The organism is Flavilitoribacter nigricans DSM 23189 = NBRC 102662 (assembly GCF_002646595.1).
GTDB classification, from domain to species: Bacteria; Bacteroidota; Bacteroidia; order Chitinophagales; family Saprospiraceae; genus Flavilitoribacter; species Flavilitoribacter nigricans.
The window spans coordinates 71,184-92,393 of sequence record NZ_PDUD01000022.1; the positions used below are offsets into that span (position 1 = coordinate 71,184).

General features: G+C 52.4%; 16 protein-coding genes. 4 read left to right on the forward strand and 12 right to left on the reverse strand.

The genetic code is table 11. The features are described 5' to 3' along the window. Positions 1-217 precede the first annotated feature (217 nt). Positions 218-1,039 carry a class I SAM-dependent methyltransferase gene (locus CRP01_RS16940; protein ID WP_099151265.1) on the forward strand — a complete coding sequence of 274 codons (822 nt, stop codon included), beginning with the start codon at positions 218-220 and terminating at the stop codon, positions 1,037-1,039. 62 nt (positions 1,040-1,101) lie between these two features. Here CRP01_RS16940 and CRP01_RS16945 read toward each other — a convergent pair whose 3' ends face one another. The 3 genes from CRP01_RS16945 to CRP01_RS16955 all read right to left on the reverse strand — a co-directional run bounded on the left by CRP01_RS16945 (position 1,102) and on the right by CRP01_RS16955 (position 5,206). Further along, entirely contained in the window at positions 1,102-2,862 is a 1,761-nt protein-coding gene (locus tag CRP01_RS16945) for an ABC transporter ATP-binding protein (protein WP_099151266.1), read from the reverse strand. A 355-nt stretch (positions 2,863-3,217) separates the two neighbouring features. After that, positions 3,218-3,496: a hypothetical protein gene (locus CRP01_RS16950; protein ID WP_099151267.1), complete on the reverse strand. Its 279-nt coding sequence runs from the start codon at positions 3,494-3,496 to the stop codon at positions 3,218-3,220. A 288-nt stretch (positions 3,497-3,784) separates the two neighbouring features. Then, positions 3,785-5,206 (reverse strand): glycoside hydrolase family 53 protein, encoded by a 1,422-nt coding sequence (locus CRP01_RS16955; RefSeq protein WP_170110410.1) that lies wholly within the window; start codon positions 5,204-5,206, stop codon positions 3,785-3,787. 254 nt (positions 5,207-5,460) lie between these two features. Between CRP01_RS16955 and CRP01_RS16960 the strand changes: the two genes are divergently transcribed. From CRP01_RS16960 to CRP01_RS16970, 3 genes are all read left to right on the forward strand, one after another. Then, complete coding sequence (locus CRP01_RS16960; protein WP_099151444.1) at positions 5,461-6,498, forward strand: MBL fold metallo-hydrolase; 1,038 nt, start codon at positions 5,461-5,463, stop codon at positions 6,496-6,498. Between the two features lie 503 nt (positions 6,499-7,001). Beyond that, on the forward strand, positions 7,002-8,036 hold the full coding sequence (locus tag CRP01_RS16965; RefSeq protein ID WP_099151269.1) for a bestrophin family protein: 1,035 nt from the start codon (positions 7,002-7,004) through the stop codon (positions 8,034-8,036). A 248-nt stretch (positions 8,037-8,284) separates the two neighbouring features. Next, positions 8,285-9,058, forward strand: coding sequence for a MerR family transcriptional regulator (locus tag CRP01_RS16970; RefSeq protein WP_099151270.1), 774 nt, complete (start codon positions 8,285-8,287; stop codon positions 9,056-9,058). Positions 9,059-9,165: 107 nt separating this feature from the next. Here the strand turns inward: CRP01_RS16970 and ftsZ are convergent, their stop codons facing one another. From ftsZ to CRP01_RS17015, 9 genes are all read right to left on the reverse strand, one after another. Further along, positions 9,166-10,611, reverse strand: a complete 1,446-nt coding sequence (gene ftsZ / locus CRP01_RS16975) for a cell division protein FtsZ (protein ID WP_099151271.1) — start codon at positions 10,609-10,611, stop codon at positions 9,166-9,168. 180 nt (positions 10,612-10,791) lie between these two features. Then, on the reverse strand, positions 10,792-12,111 hold the full coding sequence (gene ftsA, locus CRP01_RS16980; protein WP_099151272.1) for a cell division protein FtsA: 1,320 nt from the start codon (positions 12,109-12,111) through the stop codon (positions 10,792-10,794). Between the two features lie 236 nt (positions 12,112-12,347). Continuing rightward, on the reverse strand, positions 12,348-13,130 hold the full coding sequence (locus tag CRP01_RS16985; RefSeq protein WP_099151273.1) for a cell division protein FtsQ/DivIB: 783 nt from the start codon (positions 13,128-13,130) through the stop codon (positions 12,348-12,350). Between the two features lie 62 nt (positions 13,131-13,192). Then, positions 13,193-14,554 (reverse strand): UDP-N-acetylmuramate--L-alanine ligase, encoded by a 1,362-nt coding sequence (murC, locus tag CRP01_RS16990; RefSeq protein ID WP_185154569.1) that lies wholly within the window; start codon positions 14,552-14,554, stop codon positions 13,193-13,195. Between the two features lie 37 nt (positions 14,555-14,591). Then, positions 14,592-15,704: an undecaprenyldiphospho-muramoylpentapeptide beta-N-acetylglucosaminyltransferase gene (gene murG / locus CRP01_RS16995; protein ID WP_099151274.1), complete on the reverse strand. Its 1,113-nt coding sequence runs from the start codon at positions 15,702-15,704 to the stop codon at positions 14,592-14,594. Between the two features lie 57 nt (positions 15,705-15,761). Next, positions 15,762-16,898 (reverse strand): FtsW/RodA/SpoVE family cell cycle protein, encoded by a 1,137-nt coding sequence (locus tag CRP01_RS17000; RefSeq protein ID WP_099151275.1) that lies wholly within the window; start codon positions 16,896-16,898, stop codon positions 15,762-15,764. Positions 16,899-17,017: 119 nt separating this feature from the next. Next, a complete protein-coding gene (gene murD / locus CRP01_RS17005; RefSeq protein WP_099151276.1) occupies positions 17,018-18,319 on the reverse strand; it encodes a UDP-N-acetylmuramoyl-L-alanine--D-glutamate ligase in 1,302 nt (433 codons plus the stop codon). After that, positions 18,320-19,585 (reverse strand): phospho-N-acetylmuramoyl-pentapeptide-transferase, encoded by a 1,266-nt coding sequence (gene mraY / locus CRP01_RS17010; RefSeq protein WP_099151277.1) that lies wholly within the window; start codon positions 19,583-19,585, stop codon positions 18,320-18,322. It lies immediately after the preceding gene. Between the two features lie 54 nt (positions 19,586-19,639). Continuing rightward, complete coding sequence (locus CRP01_RS17015) at positions 19,640-21,094, reverse strand: UDP-N-acetylmuramoyl-L-alanyl-D-glutamate--2,6-diaminopimelate ligase (RefSeq protein ID WP_099151278.1); 1,455 nt, start codon at positions 21,092-21,094, stop codon at positions 19,640-19,642. Positions 21,095-21,210 lie beyond the last annotated feature (116 nt).

The following is a 21,210-nucleotide window of genomic DNA, read 5'->3' on the forward strand; positions in this document are numbered from 1 at the left end:
AAATCCTATCGCACTTTAAGATAAGCCGGATTTTCTATACGCGACCTAAAGTGGTTTGGTATTTTCCCAAAGCGCTTCGGCACGTCTCCTGGTAAAAAACCTTCCAGCGTACATTCCTTCAGTAACTGGTGACGAATGCTTAACTTAAAACCGCAGCTCCTGAGGACGGGGCATCTTTTGCGTTCGCTTCCCAGGCCAGGATCACAAAACCGGAAAAATGACCGACCAAAACAAGATCAGGAACTATTACAAAAGCTTCGATGAGTGGGGAAGACTGGATACCTATCCGGGCCGGCTGGAATTAAAGATTGTCCTTGAAATAATAGACGCTTACATCCGCCCCCCGGCGAATATTTTTGACCTGGGCGGTGGCGCAGGACGGTATACCTACGAACTGGCGAAGCTGGGCTACGACATGCACCTGGCGGATCTTTCTCCGGACCTGATCGCAATCGCCCGGGAAAAACTCGCCAACTTTAACGGACAGGGTACCATTAAAGCTATAGGCATTGCCAATGCCCTGGACCTGTCGGACTTTGAGGATGATACCTTTGAAAATGTATTGCTGTTTGGCCCCCTGTATCATCTTACTGACGAGGACGAGATCCAAACATGTTTGCGGGAGGTGCATCGCGTATTACAGCCCAAAGGCAAGGTATTTTCATCATTCATCCCTTACCATTGTGGCTTAACGAGCATCCTGGAAAGGTCCATCCTATCTCCCGAGCAGGTAGACGGTACGGTGTTCTCCGGAGTATACGAAAATGGGACCTTCAACAATGCCGCCAATTATGGATTTCAGGAAGGAAAATACCTCCGGGCCAGAACCCTACAGGATCATTTTGCCCGGGCCGGTTTCGAGCCATTGGAATTACGGTCGATCCGGGGGATAGGTTATAGACAGGAAGAAGCGATCCTGGCTCTGGAAAAGCAACGCCCGGAGTACTTCCGGCAGGTCATGCAGATCCTGCATGCTACCGCCGGTGACCTGCCGATCGTGGAGACCGGTGGGCATGCGATCTATGTGGGGGAGAAATGAGTCAGACCTGACGGATAAAGACCTGGCAGATTGAGTAAATCTGCCAGGTCTGGCGGGTTTGATCAGATCTTGGCCTGGTAGGTATACAGATCATAATACCGACCGCCCTGGGCAATCAGTTCTTCGTGTGTACCTCGCTCGGCAATGCGCCCCGCTTCGATCACCAGGATTTGATCGGCCTTTTTGATAGTACTGAGGCGGTGGGCAATAACGATGGTGGTCCGGTCCCGCACCAGTTCGTTCAAACTTTTCTGAATAAGCCCTTCGCTTTCGGTGTCCAGGTTAGATGTAGCTTCATCCAGGATGATCACCTTGGGATCGGCCAGAATGGCGCGGGCAATAGCGATGCGCTGCCGCTGCCCGCCCGAAAGTTTGACGCCCCGCTCTCCGATCAGGGTATTCAGCCCCTCCTCGAAACGATCGGTAAATTCGTTGACGTAGGCGGCGTTCACCGCGTTTTGTAGCGCCTCTTCGGAGGCATCCGGCCGGGGGAAAAGGATATTTTCCCGGATAGTTCCTTCAAACAGGAATTCATCCTGTAGCACTACCCCGAGATGTTGGCGGAAGCTGCTCAGGTTTACTTTGGTGATGTCCTGCTGATCGATGGTGATGGTACCCGAATCGGGATTGAGGAAAGTCGCGGCCAGCCCCGCAATGGTAGATTTTCCGGAGCCCGAACTACCCACCAGGGCGGTCACCGAACCGGGCGGTGCGTGGAAACTGATCCCATGCAGCACTTCGTTGCCCTCTTCGTAAGCGAAGGTTACCTTGTCAAATTTGATGTCACCCCGCATATCTTCCAGATGGATCCGGCGGTGTTCCGGATCCTCTTCCGGCTGCATATTCATCAGCTCTTCGGTGCGATCGAGCCCGGCAAGCGCCTCGGTGAGCTGGCTTCCGATATTGCTCATCTGCACGATGGGTGCGATCATGAAACCCAGCAGTAGGGTGAAGGAGAGAAAATCGCCCGTCGTCAGATCTCCGGCCATGATCTTGTAGCCGCCGATCCCCATGATCCCCGTGGAAGCGATCCCCAGGAGGAAAGTCGCTGAGCTGGTCATCAGCGCCGTCGCCGTCAGGCTCTTTTTCACATTCTGGTAGAGTCGGTCTACCCCTCCTTCAAAAGTCCGGTTTTCCTGTTCTTCCGCGTTGAATGCTTTGATCACCCGCACCCCGGCCAGGGATTCGGTCAGGCGGCCGGTCACTTCCGCATTGATCTTTCCCCGTACCCGGAAAATGGGTCGGATATAAGCAAAAGCCCGGAGCGCCAGGTACCCGAAGATACTGACCGGTACCAGCACGAAAAGCGTCATCGAAGGGCTGATCCGGATGAGCAAGAACAGGGAGATCACCGCCGTGAGCGTGCCGCCGACCAGTTGCACCAGTCCCGTCCCGATGAGATTGCGTACCCCTTCCACGTCCGTCATGATGCGGGAGACGAGCTCTCCCGACTTGGTGTTGTCGAAAAAGCGGATCGGCAGGGATAACACTTTCTTTTGTACCTGGGCCCGCAGTTCGGAGATCAGATACTGCGCCTGTACACTCAGCAGGCGGGTGAGCAGAAAGGACGTGATCGCCTGCACCAAAATGGAAACCCCCACCAGGATAAGCAGGTTATACAGCTCTTCGTAACTTTTTGCAGGAATTACCTCATCGAGCAGGGCTTTACTTTTCCAGGGGAGCACCAGACCAGCCAGGCGGCTGATGACAATGAGCACCAATCCGATCAGTACCAGATTGCGCCGGGGCCAGATGATGGTTCGGAAAGCCTGGGCCATCGTCACTTTGGAACGGCCGTCGGCAGTATCATTTTTTTTGGACATAGTTGAGGGTGGGGAATTTTAGGATCCCACGCCAAAACTACCACTTCGTACGGCAAAATGCAGCAAAAGCGGGACACCGTTTTAGCGGTTGGTTGGAAACAAACTTATTAGGAAGGAAAAATGATCAGAAAATACGGAGGAAAACAAGGGAAATGGGCAAAAAAAAACCCCGAAATTCCACAGTGGAAAGATCGGGATTATTGTGTTTGGCGATTTGGTTGGGGGTTATATGTTCATCAGATTGTTTTGGGGTATAAAGGACTGAGGTCTCCTGAGGTCTTTAATTTAACTAGTTTTCATGGTTTTCCGGGGTCTTTATCTTGACGGAAAATTTACTTGCTAAGGACGGTAATCTCTACCGGTTTCTCAGTCGGAAGCCTTGTACGTGCTGGCTGTTCGTATGTGGATTAGCCACCAGTTCCAGGTCTACGATGCAGTGTTCGAATTTGATTGCGTATGAGCGGCGTACGATGGCGGGGTTAAGCACATCTTTTCCGATCAGTTGCGATCCGATATAAGCGCCAGCTTCCTTAAAAGTGGACATCATTTCGCGGATCTTGTTCAAAACATTGCTGGAGTTGCTGTTGTTCAGCAGGCCGACCGTAAGTGCAAGTTTAATTTTCCGGGTGTTCATCTTGGATATGTTTTAAGGTATAGGATTGTTTGGTTAAATTGTACATCTTAAGAACTCTGTTTTGCCCCCGTATGTTGCAGGGACTTTATTTAAACATTTGTTAATATTTCTTAAGAAGTTTTAAAAACTTTAAGGAGCTTTCTCCTCTCTGATGATGTTTGCTTTCTAAACCCTCCGATATACATACGTGTTCGTTTGCATTTTCGGTTTTTGGTAAAATTATTTTCGCAACCATCGTCTTTATATGTCCTGAGCCCGAAAAACGTTACCCCTAATTCTCAAAAAAATTTATTTCCAGACCAGAGAGACGGTTTTGATCAGTTTGGAACCCTGGTATACGGTGACCCGGTAGATGCCCGTACTTAGATTGATAGCCGGAAGTGACAGCTGGTATCTCCCCTCTCCGGTCTGCGGCCTGAATTCCTGCTGGAATAACATCCGACCGTCATTACTGCTCAGTCGGACCCTGGCGACGCCCGCTTCCAGTCCCCGGTAATTTACCCTTATTCGTCGTTCCAGAGAATCCACCGAAACGCTGATATCCGTCGCTTCGTTCCCGGTCTCCCGCACATCTGTCAGGCCTACGTAAGGATATTCCATCCAGGCAATACCTCCATTCTCCAGCAAATTGTAGTCAAAATCAAAAAAGGTAGCGTGTTCCTGGTGGGAGCCCTGCCCCCACTGCGTAGAACAGGAGGAGGATACCCAGGCCGGTTCCCAGTAGATCACGCCGAGGCCACCGTTCTCCAGCACTGATTGGGTCAGATCGATCAGCCATGCTTTCTGGCTTTCCGGGCTCACCGGGTCATAATTGGGGTCCGTTTCGCTGATGATGTTGTTCGCCTGATCGTTGGCCTCAGTGGTCCAGAGGTAGCCGGTTTCCATGATCATCACCTCGTAGCCGGGGTGTTGCTCACGCAGTTCCCGGATGATGGTTCCGGTCTCGTCGATGGTTGTAGGTTTGTGCCAGGCCCAGTAGTAGGAGATCCCCATGATATCGAAATCCGTCACGCCATTATTGATAAAGGCATCGAAGATCCAATCGGCGTTATCCGGTCCGGCCGCGTGAATAACCACTTGAATGGAATCGCCGGTAGCGGCTTCCAGGTCCCGCACCGCCCGGATCCCCGTATTGAACAGGGCCGCATTACGGTCCCATTCCAGCGTATAGGTTGCATTATCTTCGGGAGAGAGCAGGATGCCTTTATTGGTCTCATTGCCGATCTGCACCAGTTCCGGCAACAATCCCTCGGCTTTCAGTTCCGCCAGCGTACTGTAAACATAATTATATAAGGAGTCCTGCAGGAGCGGCAGATCATCCACTACCGGCAACCAGGCCGCGGGCACCAGTTGTTTGCCGGGGTCCGCCCAATTATCGGAAAGGTGAAAATCCAGCAGAACATCCATGCCTGCAGCCCGGGCGCGCGTGATGCTCCGTTTGACGTCCGCCAGATCGGAATATCGACTACTTTCGTTCAGATCATCGTACCAGGCGGGCGTATGCCAGAGGCGAAGCCGGACCAGGTTGGAACCGTGGTCGGCAAAAATGGCGTAGGGATCTTTGGGTTCATTGCCTTCCTTATAGACTACTCCGCAATCTTCCATCTCGTTGACGTAAGAGAGGTCATTGCCAAAATAAAATGATTGACTATTAGCAGGAAAATTTTGGATGAGTAAAATAAAAAGCAAGTAATAAAATGGTGTTCTCATGATGCACATTTTGTTGAAGCTTAAAATTAGCCGCTTGTTAAGTGTTGTTCAGGATTGTCCGGCGTATATAGAGATAACGACAGTATCTCATTTGTAACCCCGCCATCTACCCTCATGCTCCGGTAAAAACCGGAATTTGTGTATATCCAACGGTGATTTGTGTGCGAGCCGGAGCAATTTTGCCCCTAAATTTGTATAATCCCGATCGCTCTTCGAAAAAGACGGGAAATTTTACCGGCTTAAAAGCACCCAAAATGAGATCGAAACAATTCGGTGGTAAACCCACCAAGACGCTGATTGACAGATACCAGCAATCCGATAACTGGCAAGATGGCAAATTTCAAAACCTGGAATTTACCGATATGGACATCAGCCTGTATAAAATACCGGGCATCATCTACCAGCAACTGACCAACCGGGCGGCCCGGGAACCCGCTGCGCCCCTACCGCTAACGAATTTCAACCGACCGCATTTTTTGAGCCCATCGGAATCCGCCCGTTTCATCTGGTACGGGCACTCGGCACTCTTACTGCGTCTTTCGAACCGGACCATCCTTATCGATCCTATGTTGGGCCCCAACGCCTCGCCGATCGCTCCCTTTCCCACCCGGCGCTTTTCCAGCAATACCCTGGAGCTGATCGATGAATTTCCTGAAATAGATTTGCTCCTGCTCACCCACGATCACTACGATCATCTGGATTTCGCCAGTATCAAACGGCTGCAGTCGAAAACGAAAAATTATTTTGTGGCCCTGGGCGTGAAAAGACACCTGGTACATTGGGGTATCGATCCCGATCGCATCGTGGAATTTGACTGGTGGGAAAAACGGGATTTCAGGGATATCTCCGTAACTTTCACGCCAACCCGGCATTTTTCCGGCCGTGGGCTAACCGATAGAGCGAAGTCGCTCTGGGGAGGCTGGGTATTCCGAACGGCCAGCGAAAACATCTGGTTCAGCGGAGACGGTGGCTATGGCTCGCACTTTAAGGAGATCGGCGACCGCCTTGGCCCCTTTGATTTTGCCTTCATGGAATGCGGGCAATACAATGAGCACTGGGCCCTGATCCACCTGTTTCCCGAAGAAAGCATCCAGGCCGCAATGGATGCCGGAGCCCGGAAAGTGATGCCGGTGCACTGGGGTGGATTTTCCCTTGCTCCGCATACCTGGACGGATCCCGTAGAACGTTTCCACCGGGCGGCGACGGAGCATGGCCTCCCGCTAACCCTGCCGCAACTGGGTAAACCGTATCTGATCACGGAAAACCAGGTGGAGAAGTGGTGGGTGGGTTGAAGTCGGCATATTTAGCTCGACTTTAGCATTTTATGTTGCGTTCGGTAAATAGAATAGGGAAACGGACATTCCAAATTAATACATGGCCAGGGCTACGCCCTTCAATGTAAAACCCCTTATTGATCAACCAATATTTTCGCAGCTACGCTGCTGGCATGGATAAGGGTATCGCCCTGAAATATCTGTAGCTGCATGATTGGAATCCGATCGGGGAAGGGCATCGCCCTGGAGATAAAATGGCATTCCGCCATCAAATGAGACGGCGAATTCAAAGAGCGATTTTAAGCCATCCGGTTTAGGATAGTACCTTTTAAAATTAGATCACAGCTTTGCGTGGGCACGGAATCCCAATCACTGAAAATGCAAAAGTCGAGCGTAGAAACTCGAACGTCCTGGATATGCTGAATTCCAAAAATCCTACATTCAATACACCTGGCAGCACGGCCAGTTAACTCCGCATCCGAAACACACTCTAATTTACACACCTGAAATATCTTGAACAGATGATCGTAAAAAGAAGTATTTCCTTAGGTAGAGTTTTTCGCTGGACCGGCCACCATATGGTCTGGCTGCTCGCCGGAGCCACGGTTTTTGCCTTTTTGTACCGTTTTGATTATCTCCACTACAGTATTCCCTGGCTACCTATGTCGGTCATCGGTACGGCAGTGGCTTTCTATGTGGGTTTTAAGAACAACAGCGCTTACGACCGCATGTGGGAAGCCCGTAAGATCTGGGGCGCTATCGTCAACAGCAGCCGCGCCTGGGGCATGTATGTTGACGGATACATCAGCGATCAGTTCGCGGTCGAAAAACCGGCGGAAACCGAACTGCAGCGTATCAAACAGCGCCTGATCTACCGGCACATCGCCTGGTTGTACGCCCTGAGAAGTCAGTTGCTGGTACCTACGCCCTGGGAGCACATCAGTCAGGGCGGGCTGCTGGGTCGGACGGCCGCTTACTACCAGGAATACTTCGGCGTAGGCTTGGTAAACGATGAGGTCACCCAAATGGAACTTAAAATGTTGATCCCGGAAGAAGAATACGACCGCCTGATCAACAACGTCAATACGGCCACCCAGATCATCAACGAACAGTCGCGGGATCTCACCGGGCTCCGGAAAAGGAACCTCATTGACGATTTCCGGCACGTAGAGCTGAACAAGACCCTTTACCACTTCTACGAACATCAGGGAAAATGCGAACGAATCAAAAAATTCCCACTCCCCCGGCAATACGCCAATATGAGCCGGGTATTCGTCGGGATCTTCATCTTCCTGCTGCCGTTTAGTATGATCCCGGAATTGATGAAATACGAAGACTGGGGCTTCTGGCTCTCCATCCCCATCACGGCCCTGGTGGGTTGGGTGTACGTGGTGATGGAGATCGTGGGCGATTATTCCGAAAATCCCTTTCAGGGTATGGCCAACGATATTCCTATGCTGTCCCTCTGCCGGGTGATCGAGATCGATTTGCGGGAAATGCTCGGTGAAACCGATCTGCCGCCGGGTATTGAGGCGAAGAAGGGGGTGTTGATGTGATGTTTTTGTGTTGAGGGTGTTGGGGTGTTGCAGTGTTGGGGTGTTGTAGTGTTGGGGTGGGATGCATTCGTTAGAGAATCAACTCATTGCTATCGGATGAATTTTGGTTTGCTTCTGATCATTTTCCTTAGGCTGGGTTTGATGTTCCGGAGCTATTTTTAATTTTTTTTAAAAAACTCAAAAAAACGCTTGACTCTTACCTTACGTCATAGCCTAGCTTTGTACCGTTCACTAAAGTAAGCCGTTGTATGGCCTCCTATTCAGTTAAACAACTTGCGAAATTGTCCGGTGTGAGTGTGCGCACCTTACACCACTACGACAAGATCGGACTGCTCCGACCGGCGGAACGTACCGAAGCCCGGTATCGCCGCTACGAAGCGCCCGAATTGCTGAGGCTGCAGCAGATCCTCTTTTATCGCGAATTGGGTTTCCCGCTCCGGGAGATCGGTGAGATCCTCGATGATCCCACGTTTGATCTGCTGGAAGCGCTGGAGTCCCATAAGGTTAACCTTCGCGCCCGAAAGCACCGGATCGACCAACTGCTTACCACGCTGGACCATACCATTGATCAAATTAAAAAAGGAAATGTCATGGAAAAACCAGAAGAATTGTACGAAGGCCTCCACCCGGATACCGCTAAGGAATACCGGGAAGGCGCTATCAAAAAATACGGCAAAAAGGAAGTGGAACGATCCGAACGGGCGCTGATGAAAATGGGCAAGGATGGTTTTGCCGCCCTCCAGGCCGAGGCGAAAGAAAATACCGCCACGCTTTTCCGCCTGATGGACCGGCCGCCGGAAAGCGCGGTGGTGCAGGCCGAGATCGCCCGCCACTACCGGATCATCCGGCAATTTTGGGGTACCGCCAATTCCGATGATCCCCAGGCGGAAGCCTACGCGGGACTTGGGCAACTGTATGTAAACGACGAAAGGTTTACGATGGTAGGCGGGCAACCGCAACCGGAATTCGCCCAATTCCTGAGCCGGGCTATGGCCCACTACGCTAAGCACAGCCTGAGCTGAGCCCGCTGAAGGAGATAAAAAAAGAAAAGGCCTGAGACCGAATTGAATTCGGACCCAGGCCTTATTTTATGGCCAACAGTTGCGGTTAGGTTACCCCAAGCTGGTCGTTAATCTACATTGTCGTGGAGAAAAGAATTTCCCTCCCGGATCTCCGGTTGATCATCATCCGAGATCGTCCATTTGGACAGGGCCGGCTCTTCGGAGTTCGGCACCTTATCCAGGTTCACTCCCCGGCGCAGAAATGCCGGTTCGTTTTCCAGTTCGTTCACCGTATGCGGGTTATTCAGTTTGAGTCCCATACTCCGCTGACGCTCCCGGCGTTTGGCATCGCGCTCGGCCTGACGGCGGCGCTCCTCCTCGATCTGATCGCGGTTGCTGGGCGGTACGTAAGGTTCTTCGTAAGAATAACGCATTGACGGGTTTTTATCCACTTTTGCTCTAACGTCTTCAAAGTCAAATGTTTGAGCGCTAGGTGTTCTGTCTTCTTCGTATCCTATGTCAGCGAGACCCGTTTTTTTTTCGGGGCGCGCATTGGGTTCATCGTCGTCCAGAGATACCACCACGCGGTCTTCGCCGGTTTTCTTCTGGGTGAATTTGTGGCGCTCAAAACCGGTAGCGATGACCGTCACACTGATCTTATCGCCCAGGGTTTCGTCGAAGCAGTTACCCCAGATCAGGTCCGTTCCGTAGCCGGCTTCCTCCTGTACGAATTCGGTGATCTCGAAGATCTCATCCATCGTCACCTCCCGGGTACCGGAAGTAATGTTCAGCAGGATGTGCTGGGCTCCGCGGATATCGTTATCTTCCAGCAGCGGCGAGTGCAGGGCTTCGTCCACCGCCCGGCGGGCGCGGTCTTCCCCTTCGGCCGATGCCGTACCCATAATGGCCACACCACTGTCGCGCATCACGGTATTGACGTCCTCGAAGTCCACGTTCACATAACCCGGAACGGTAATGATCTCCGCGATCCCTTTGGCCGCTGTGGTCAGGATATTATCCGCCTGGCAGAAAGCATCCGTCAGCGAAAGATTACCGTGGATCTGGCGCAGTTTATCATTGGAGATCACGATGAGTGTATCCACGTGCTTTTTCAGTTCCAGCAGGCCTTCCATACCTTGGTTGGTCCGGCGGCGCCCCTCGAAGGTGAAGGGCAAAGTCACGATACCTACCGTCAGCACGTCCATCTCCTTGGCGGCCTTGGCGATAATAGGAGCCGCACCGGTACCGGTACCACCTCCCATACCCGCCGTGATGAACAACATGCGGCAGTTGTTTTCCAGATATTTTCTCACTTCATCGATAGACTCCTCGCAAGCCAGTTTACCGATATTAGGTTTGGATCCGGCGCCACGCCCTTCTGTCAGATCAGGCCCCAGATGGATCCGGGTGGGCACCGGGCTCATTTCCATGGCCTGGGCGTCCGTATTGCAAATGGCAAAATCTACCCCTACAATACCCTGTTTGTACATGTGCGTCACGGCATTGCTACCGCCGCCGCCTACTCCAATAACCTTGATGATAGGACTTTCGTCTTTTGGCAAATCAAATACCATAACTGCTGGTTTTTGTCAAAAAACCGTTTGGATGAGCGCTGTCAAACCGGTCGCTCCGGATCATTAGTATCAGTAAATGTGCATCCAAAGGGTCTATGATGTTCAAGAGAATAAATTTTAAGTTCACAGTGTGCGTTATCGGGTGACCGGATCGTCCGGCACCGAATAACGATCACCTAATTAGAATTCGGCATCCGGTTCGGCTTCAAACCACTCTTTGGTCTTGCGGAACAGTTGCTCGTACCATTTATTACCATCCGCTTCGGCGGCAACGGTTTCTTTTTCCTCAACCGGTTTTTCTTCCTCCGGTTCGGCCACCTGCACTTTGCCGGATTCCACATCGTCGATGCCTTTCAGCAACAGACCGACGGCCGTAGCGTAGATCGGACTGCTCAACTGCTCGTGGTAGCCGTGGGCCAGATGTTCCACCGGGATCCCCGTGCGGGTACTCATCCCCGTGTGGTACTCGGTCAGCTTATCCATGTGGTTCAGCAGGGCACCGCCGCCCGTCAGTACGATCCCGCCGATCAGTTTATCGGCGTAGCCGGAACGTTTGATCTCCCAGACTACATAGTCCAGGATCTCCTCGGCCCGGGCCTGAATGATGCGGGCCAGGTTCTTTTCGCTGATCTCACGCGGCTCCCGGCCTTTCAGTCCGGGGATGGTGATGATGCGGTTGTCGTATACTTCTTCCGACAGAGCAGAACCGAATTTCACTTTCAGTTTCTCGGCCTGCTGCACCATTACGTGGCATCCTTCCTTGATATCCTTGGTGATCACGTTGCCACCGAAGGGGATCACGGCCGTGTGCCGGATGATACCGTCGTGAAAGATGGTGATATCCGTGGTACCGCCACCGATGTCCACCAGGGCTACGCCGGCTTCTTTTTCCTCTTCACTCAGTACCGCGGCGGCCGAAGCGATGGGTTCCAGCGTCATGTTGGCCACCCGCAGTCCGGTACGTTCCACACAACGGTGAATGTTATTGGAAGCGGTGATCTGGCCGGTGATGATGTGGAAGTTGGCTTCCAGCCGCACCCCGGACATACCGATCGGATCGGTGATCCCCTGTTCGTTATCCACCGTATATTCCTGGGGGATGACGTGCAGGATCTTGTCGCCCGGAGGCAACACCAGTTTATGCATATCGCTCATGAGGCGATTGATATCGCGCTCTGAGATCTCGGTAATATCATTATCACGCGTCAGGATACCGCGATGTTGCAGGCTTTTAATGTGCTGCCCCGCAATACCAACGTGCACGGTCTTTATGTCTTTGCCCGATTTGCGCTTGGCAATATTGGAGGCATCGGCAATGGCTTTAACGGTTTTCTCAATATTGGAAACCACGCCGCGCAGTACCCCTTCACTATCCACTTTACCGAAACCGACAATTTCTAATTTACCGTGTTGGTTTCGACGCCCGGCAATAGCGCACACCTTGGTCGTTCCAATGTCTAGAGCAACAACGAGTTCTGAGTTTGAAGATTTATAATCCATAGTTTGTCGGTTTTGGCTCCCGGGCTAGTTCATGGTGGTCCCTTCGGAGTTTAGCGGATGAAACGAAAATTGAAATCAAAGCAAAAAACAAGTCACTGTCTGTCAAAAACTTACACCAACTTTCCCTTTCACTTATATTCGCATTTTGTGTAGTTCTTCATTCACTAGGTGCTGTAAAATACAAATTATTGTTTAAAATTTTTATCCATCTAACTTTTACTATACAAAAAGTTATTTTATCGTTTTCCAACGACCTGGCCGTCGTAGCGCAGATCGATGGAGCGGTACTTTCGCCAACCCTCGTAAGGAGCTGCTTCATCGTAAAATATCTTCAACCGTCTTAACTTATCTTCCCGATCGCGCAGGCGACCGAAAAAGATCTTCTGATTGCCGATCTTGGGCACCAGGGTCACTTCATTCCGGTTACTGACATGGATCTGTTCGATCATCGGTTCCAGGAAGCTGTCTTCCCGGATGGTCTGCGCCAGATAGAACAGGTCTTTCAGTAAATGTTCTTTCTTGGGCTCCAGGAAATCGGTCGTATGCGGAGGGATATTCCCCGTGAGCACCAGTACGTGGGGCGAAGCGTGTTGGGAGGTCTTCATCTTCACCCCGGTATCATCCATATAATAATTCAATCCGTTATTATCGATCACCCGTACCACCGGTTCGCGTTGTACGACCCGGATGGACAGTTGATTTTTGGCATCTATATACGCTTCGGCATCCAGCACGAAAGGGTCTTCTTCCAGCACTCTTTCGAGGCGTTCCATATTCACTTCCCTTACGGGAATGGAATTCAGCGGGTAACCGAAACTCCGGTCAATGGCCAGCAGAATGTCTTCCTTTTTGATCAGGATGCTGCCGTCCGGTAGTTTTTCAACATCCACCAGTACGTCCACTACCCGGTTCTCCCCTTTTCGCTCTACCGCCGAGATGATCAACAAAATACCCAGCAGCCCCACGGTCAGATAACCGAGGGTTCGCAACTGTCGGATATGTTTTTGTTTTAGCATCATTTAGTTTCGCTATTGAGTCGTCGGACCGGATACGATCCGAATCCTAACGTTCTATTTTTTCTCTATTCCCCTTTCAGCCAATCGGCGATCGGCTCCACAAAGGTGTCTATATCTCCGGCCCCGAGGGTCAGCAGTACTTCCGGGCTTTTACCGGCCAGCAGGCTCATCAGCTCGCTTTTGGTGACCAGCTCTTTTGCCGGATTATCAATCTGATCAAAGATCAGTTCCGAGCTCACTCCCGGTATCGGCGCTTCCCGGGCCGGGTAGATATCGAGCAGGATGATCTCATCCAGGGCGCTCAGGGCATCGGCAAAACCGTCCGCAAAATCTTGCGTCCGCGAGTATAGATGCGGTTGAAAGATCCCCGTCAGTTTTCGACCCGGATACAACATCCGGGCGGCCGCTATAGCCGCGCGCAATTCCGAAGGATGGTGGGCATAATCATCGATATACACCCGTTGACCGTCCCGGAAGATGGTTTCAAAACGCCGCTTCACACCTTTAAAATTTCGCAGTGCCCGCCGGATAGCATCTTCACTTAATCCCAACTCCAGACCAATGGTAATGGCAGCCGTGGCGTTTTCAACATTATGCGCGCCGGGCAGGGCCAGTTCCAGGCCCTTCAGGTGCGCCTGCGGACTCCGGTAATCAAAAGTGAAAAAGCCGTTTTCCACCCGCAGGTTCTCGCTGCGGTAATTGCCGCCGTCCAGGCCGTAGCTCATCACTTCCGGAAAATCCCCGAATTCACCGGTGAATCGGTGCTGCACCCACAACTGCCCGCCCGGTTTCAGCCGGCGGGCAAACGCCAGGAATCCTGTTTCCAGGATCGACGCCGCATCTCCGTAAATATCCAGATGATCCGGATCCATGGAAGTGATCACTGCCTTATCGGGCGACAGGTGCAAAAAGGACCGGTCGTATTCATCAGCTTCCACGACCATCCATTCACTTTGCCCCAGTACGTAATTCGAGTCGAAATTACCGGCAATACCCCCCAAAAAGGCGGTACAGTCGATGCCTCCGGTCTGCAGTACATGGGCGACCATGCTGGATGTGGTCGTTTTGCCGTGCGTACCCGCAATAGCGATGGTCCGCATGCTTCGGCTGATGATCCCGAGCACTTCTGCTCTTTTTTTCAAAGGAAAACCCAACTTCCGAAAATGCTGTAACTCCGCGTGGTTAGCCGGAACGGCCGGGGTGTAAACCACCAGATCGATCCCCTCCGGTATAGCGGAAACATCTTCTGTGTAGTGAATTTTCATGCCTTCCTGTTCCAGCTTTCTGGTCAGGGTGGTTGCGGTTTTATCGTAGCCGGAAACGGCCACTCCGCGCTTGTGGAAATAACGGGCAATGGCACTCATCCCGATCCCACCGATACCTACGAAGTAGGCTTTTTTTATAGTTGTTAATTCAAGTGCTTCCAATGCTCTTTATGGTTGATGGTGCGATCCGCGCTAAGGCCTATCGTCCACCTTTTTTCTCAATTAGCTGCAATACCTCCGCTGCGATCCGGGCGGCTGCATCCGGCCGGGCCATGGTCCGGATATTTTTGCCGAGCTGTTCCAGCGTTTCCGGTTGGGCCAGCAGGCTCATGGCGCGGGTGATGATCCGTTCTTTTGCTTCGGGATCCGGCAGCAGCACCCCGGCGTTTTTTTCCACCAGTGCCATCGCATTTTTGGTCTGATGATCCTCCGCCACGTTCGGCGAGGGGATCAGCATCGCCGGTTGTCCCAGCTGGGCCAGTTCCGAGATGGTCAGGGCGCCGGCCCGGCAGATCACCAGATCCGCCATGGCGTAGGCCATATCCATCCGGTCGATAAAGGCCTCGGCCCGCACATTTTCCAGTTGGGCCGTCGCGCAATCGCCGAAATCTTCCACGTAGAGACTCCCCATCTGCCACAGTACCTGGATCTCCGGTTTGTCCGCCAGGATCGCGCTGTTGGCCGCCATGGCCTCGTTGATGGATTTGGCTCCCAGACTGCCTCCGAAAATGAACAGGATCGGCTGGTTGGGATTGAATCCAAAATGGGCCGCTCCTTCTTCCCGACTGGGCTGTTCCCGCAGCATGTCCTTGCGCACGGGATTTCCCGTCAGTACCAGTTTATCAGCGGGAAAGTATCGCTCCATGTGATCGTAGGCCACACAAATGCGATTGACCTTACCGCTCAGGATCCGGTTCGTCGCTCCGGCGTAGGAGTTCTGTTCCTGGATCAGAGCGGGTATACCCATCCGGCTGGCGACATCCAGTACCGGTCCGCTGGCAAAACCGCCAACCCCTACCGCTGCATCCGGCCGGAAATCGCGAATGATACTCCAGGCCTTCAGCATGCTGGTCAGCAGCTTCAGAGGAAACATTAAATTCCGCAATGTCAATTTTCGATGGAAACCGCTTATCCACAATCCTTTGATGGGATAGCCCGCTTTGGGCACTTTTTCCATTTCCATCTTTCCTTTCGCTCCGACAAACAGAATTTCTGTTTCCGGCTCTTTTTCCTTTATCGCATCGGCAATGGCGATCGCCGGGAAGGTATGTCCTCCCGTTCCTCCGCCGCTGATGATGATTCGATTTGCCATATATTATGTTGTAGCGGTGCGGTGCGCTCACCACGGACACTACTTTTTTTCTTTTGGTTAACCGGTGCTCGCATCGATGTACTTGCTCACACTCAGGATGATCCCGAAGGCGATACAGGTAAAGATGATCGAAGTACCGCCCTGACTGATCATCGGCAGGGTCAGTCCCGTTACCGGTACCAGATTGACGGCAACGGCAATGTTCAAAAAGGCCTGCGTGACCAGCAGTATACTCAATCCCATGGCCACCATCGCACCGAAGGCTTTCGGACTTTTGGTTACCATCCGTGTCACCCGGAAAAACAGGAACACGTAGAGAAAGATCAGGAACGCGCCACCGATGATCCCATATTCTTCCACGATGATGGCGTAGATAAAATCCGAAGAGGACATCGGCAGAAAATTCCGCTGAATACTGTTACCGGGCCCCATTCCGAACCACTCCCCGTTGGCAATGGCCATTTTCGCCTGAATGACCTGGTAGATCTGATCGGGTCCGTCCATGAATTCGCGAAAGCGATTGACCCAGGTCGTCGATCGGATCAGATCCGGATAAAAGCCCCCGAGTGCATACAACAGGGCAAAAGACACCACTCCCAGAAAGAGCAGTAAACCGATGTATTGCAGGGACACCCGACCCACGAACATCATGAAGACACAGGTCAGAAAAAGCATGATGGCCGTCGACAGATCCGAAGGTGCGATCAGGCAACAAATGATCAGTACCGGCATGATGATCGGCAAAAAGGCACTGTTGAAATCCTTGATGTAATCCTGCTTTGAGGTCAGGGAGCGGGCTACATACAGGATCAGAGCCAGTTTAGCCAGATCGGAAGTCTGAAATGTCAAAGACGTATACGGGATCTTTATCCAGCGTCTGGCGTCATTGATCTCGGCGCCGTAAAATATCGTGATCATCAACAGTGGGATCGATAGTGCCAGCAGCACCGGAGCCCAGCGGTTGTATTTCATGTAGTGGATCAAATGCCCCAGATAAGCCAGCAGAAAACCTACTGCCAGCAGGCCGGAGTGCTTGAACAGATAGAATTCGGTGTTCCCGTCCTGTTGGTAGGCCAGGGAGCCGGTAGCACTGTAAACGGCCAGTATGGAAAATATCCCCAGCAGGACCATCACCGACCAAATGGCCTTGTCTCCCTTCAACTCTGCATAGATCCGTGCTGCGATATTCGACATTTTCTCACGTTGTTGCTCCGACCGCAGGTCGGACGCGATGTTGACACTTTTCCGGTGTCACAATGGTTTATTTTGGGTGGTAGTGACGGATCTTCATCGGTCCCTACCCTATTGATTCGCTATTGCAGTTCTAATACGGCCTGTTTGAACAGGCGCCCCCGTTCTACATAATTTTTAAACAGGTCAAAACTGGCGCAGGCCGGAGAAAGCAGAACGATATCTCCTTCCCCGCTCATTTCCGCTGCCGCTTGTACCGCTTCGCTCGCCGAACCGGTTTCTACCGTCGGTTTGTCCAGCGCGCCGAAAGCGGCAATGATCTTACTGTTGTCGACGCCCATGCAAACGATGCCTTTCACTTTGTCTCGCACCAGCGGCAGGAGGGGTTCGTAATCGTTGCCCTTATCCTGGCCGCCGACCACCCATATTACCGGGCGTTCCATGGCTTCCAGCGCGTAGAAAACGGCATCCACATTGGTCGCTTTGCTATCGTTGATGTATTCCACACCATCGATGATCGCTACCCTTTCCAGCCGGTGTTCAACTGCCTCAAAACTTTCCAGGCCCGCCTGAATGACTTCCGGATCGATACCGAAAAGTCGCGCCAGCCGGATCGCGAACAGCGCGTTCATCGCGTTGTGCCGACCGCGCAGCGCCGTGGGCGCCAGATCGTATTGATGATTGTCAATTTTTAAGAGCGATCCTTCGATCTGCTCCCGGTCGATAGCGATCCGCTGCGCCGGGCCGGCCAGTTCTTCCAGGTACTGCCCGATATTCGGGTCATCTCCGTTGTAGAGGAAATGATCCGATGGCTCCTGGTTGAGGCCGATCCGGAACTTCGACCGGATATAGTTTTCAAATTTATAGTCGTACCGGTCCAGATGGTCCGGTGTGATATTCAGCAACATGGCCACTTTTGGCCGAAATGCCCGGATACCGTCCAGCTGAAAGCTGCTCAGCTCCAGCACGTAATAGGGCGTATCCGCTTCTGCAACCTGCCAGGCAAAACTTCTGCCGACATTACCGGCCAGCGTAACGTCCAATCCGCCGCCCTTCAGCAGATGCCAGCTCAGGGTGCTGGTGGTCGTTTTTCCGTTACTGCCCGTGATACCGATAAAGGTGCCGCGGGAATAGCGGGCCGCAAATTCAATTTCCGAGATCACCGGAGTGCCCTGCCGAAGCAGTTGCTGCACCAGGGGTACCGTGTCGGGTATACCCGGGCTTTTGACCACTTCGTCCGCCGAGAGGATCTTTTCCTCCGTGTGCCGGCCTTCCTCGTAGGGAATACCGCGGGACTCCAGTTCGGCTTTATATTTTTCCTGAATGTTCCCTCGATCGGAAACAAACACCGTAAATTCTTGCTTTTGGGCCAGGATCGCTGCGCCGACGCCACTTTCACCGCTCCCGAGAATTACCACTCGCATTTATCTGATTTTCAAGGTCAAAATGGTAAATACCGCAAACAGAATACTGACGATCCAGAATCGGGTCACGATCTTCGTTTCGGGTACGCCTTTCTTCTGGTAGTGATGGTGCAGCGGGGCCATTAAAAATAACCGCCTTCCTTCACCGTACTTTCTACGCGTATACTTGAAGTAGGCCACCTGCATCATAACCGACAGGTTTTCCGCCAGGAAGATCACGCAAATGAACGGGATCAACAGTTCCTTCCGCAGCAGGATCGCCATGGCCGCAATGATGCCTCCGATCGTCAGACTCCCGGTATCGCCCATAAAGACGGTAGCCGGATAGGAGTTGTACCAGAGGAATCCGAGACAGGCTCCCAGAAAACAGGCCGCAAAAATGGTCAGTTCCTGCGTTCCCGGTAGTTGCGTAATCCCCAGATAATCCGCCGCAATGGCGTTACTGGATACGTAGGCAAAAACGGCCAGCGTCAATCCCACAATTCCGGACACTCCCGTGGCCAGTCCGTCCAGGCCATCCGTCAGATTGGCCCCGTTGGAAACGGCCGCGACGATCACAATGATCAGAGGGATGAATAACAGCCCTACCCATTTGCGGGATTGCTCCTTGGGCAGGGGAATGAGATTATGATAGTCCAAGCGATTTCCCTTGGTAAACGGTACATTGGTGATCAGGGCTTTATAATTTCCCTTTGCCTCGATCAATTCACCATCTCTTTCCGTGCGATCGACCTGTCCGACAATGCGGTCTTCCAGTCCCAGTTCCTTTGCCGTTGAAACATCCATACGCACCACGATCTGGTCGTTATTGAGCATAGTGAGTGCGATGATGAGGCCCAGTCCGACCTGTCCCAGAATCTTCACATAGCCTTTGAGGCCCTGTTTGTCCTTGCGGAACACCTTTATATAGTCGTCGGCAAAACCGATAACACCCATCCACAATGTGGAGATGATCATAATAATGACGTAGATATTATCCAGCCGGCAGACCAGTATGCAGGGGATGAGAATGGCCATAATGATGATCACTCCGCCCATGGTCGGGGTCCCTTCCTTGGCTTTCTGGCCCTGCAGGCCGAGATCCCGGACGGTTTCTCCCATTTGTCGTTTTTTCAAAAAGCGGATAACGCGACCTCCCCAGATCATCGAAATGACCAATGAAAGTATCGCAGCGAGCCCGGCCCTAAAGGTGATGTAGTTGACCAATCCCGCGCCGGGAAAGTCCCATACATTTTCTCTGAACCACTCCAAGAATGTAATTAGCATAATGTGTGTATCTCAAAGTTTGTTACAAAGCGCAAAATTAGAAAAGCTCGCCTTTTATCCTTGAAACTCTTCTTTAAGAATTTCCTTATCGTCAAAAGGGTGTTTTACGCCCTTTATTTCCTGATATTTCTCGTGCCCCTTACCGGCTACCAGGATCAGATCTCCCGGCCTGGCCAGTTTTACGGCGGTTTTGATTGCAGTTCTCCGGTCTACCAGACTCAGCACTTTTGATTTGGCGCCGGCCGGAACCCCGCTTTCCATTTCCTCCAAAATGGCGTTCGGATCTTCCGAACGGGGGTTATCGGAGGTCAGGATCACTTCGTCGCTCAGATCGCAGGCGATCCTGGCCATTTTGGGCCGTTTGGCCCGGTCACGATCCCCGCCGCAGCCCACTACCGTGATGATGCGGGTACTGCCTTCCCGCAGGTCATTCAGGGTTTCCAGCACTTTTTCCAGCGCATCCGGCGTGTGGGCGTAATCCACGATGGCGGTAACGCCCGTTTCCGCCTGCCGCAGGTATTCCATGCGTCCTTCGGCGGCCGTCAGATTGCTCAGCAGAGTAAGGATCTCCATCCGGTCCTGATCCAGCAATACGGCGGTGGCGTAGACGGCCAGCAGATTGTAAGCATTGAAGGTACCGACCAGCCGTCCGTAAAATTCCTGACCATCCAGTTCCATCTGCAAACCGGTGATAGAATTCTCCAGAATGCGGGCCCGGAATTCGGCCAGACCCCGCAGGCTGAAACGGTGTACTTTAGCCCGGGTGTTCTGCACCATGACCATGCCCCGCTTATCATCCACATTGACCAGCGCAAAAGCCTCCTTTGGCAGATCGTCGAAAAATTTCTTCTTCGCATCGATGTACGCCCGGAAGGTGCCATGGTAATCCAGATGATCGTGGGTGATATTGGTAAATACCGCCCCGACAAACTGTAATCCGGCAATGCGCTCCTGGTGTACGGCGTGGGAACTTACCTCCATGAAGGCATAGTCACAGCCCGCGTCTACCATTTGCGCCAGCAGTGCGTTGATACTCACAGCATCCGGTGTGGTATGCGTGGCCGCCAGCTGCTCGTCGCCGATGCGGTTGCCTACGGTAGACAGCAGGCCGACCCGGTATCCCAGATCGGTAAACAGCCGGTACAGCAGGTTGACCATGGTGGTTTTGCCGTTCGTACCGGTCACCCCCACCAGCTTCAGCTGACGGGAAGGGTGATCGTAGAAGGCCGTAGCCGCCATACCCAGCGCATGCTGGCTGTTCTCTACGGTAATAAAGGTGACTTCCGGAGGAAAATCGGTAGGTTGCTGTTCGCCGATGACGGCGGTGGCACCCAGTGCAATAGCCTTGTCAACGTATTGATGTCCGTCGGTTTGGGTACCTCTTACCGCTACGAACAGACTGCCGGCCTGCACTTTACGGGAATCAAAATCTACCCTGGTGATCGGTTTATCAAGATCTCCCGATACTGCTTTCAGTTTCAGGTGTTTAATTATTTCTTTCAGCTTCATGCTTTTCGCTTGAATGGTTTACCGCTTGGGCGTAAAGCTGCGAAGTTCTCGATTCGGGATCAGAAAAAATGTTCTTTCCCGTAAATTATTTGTGCGCCCCGCCTGGCGGATAAAAC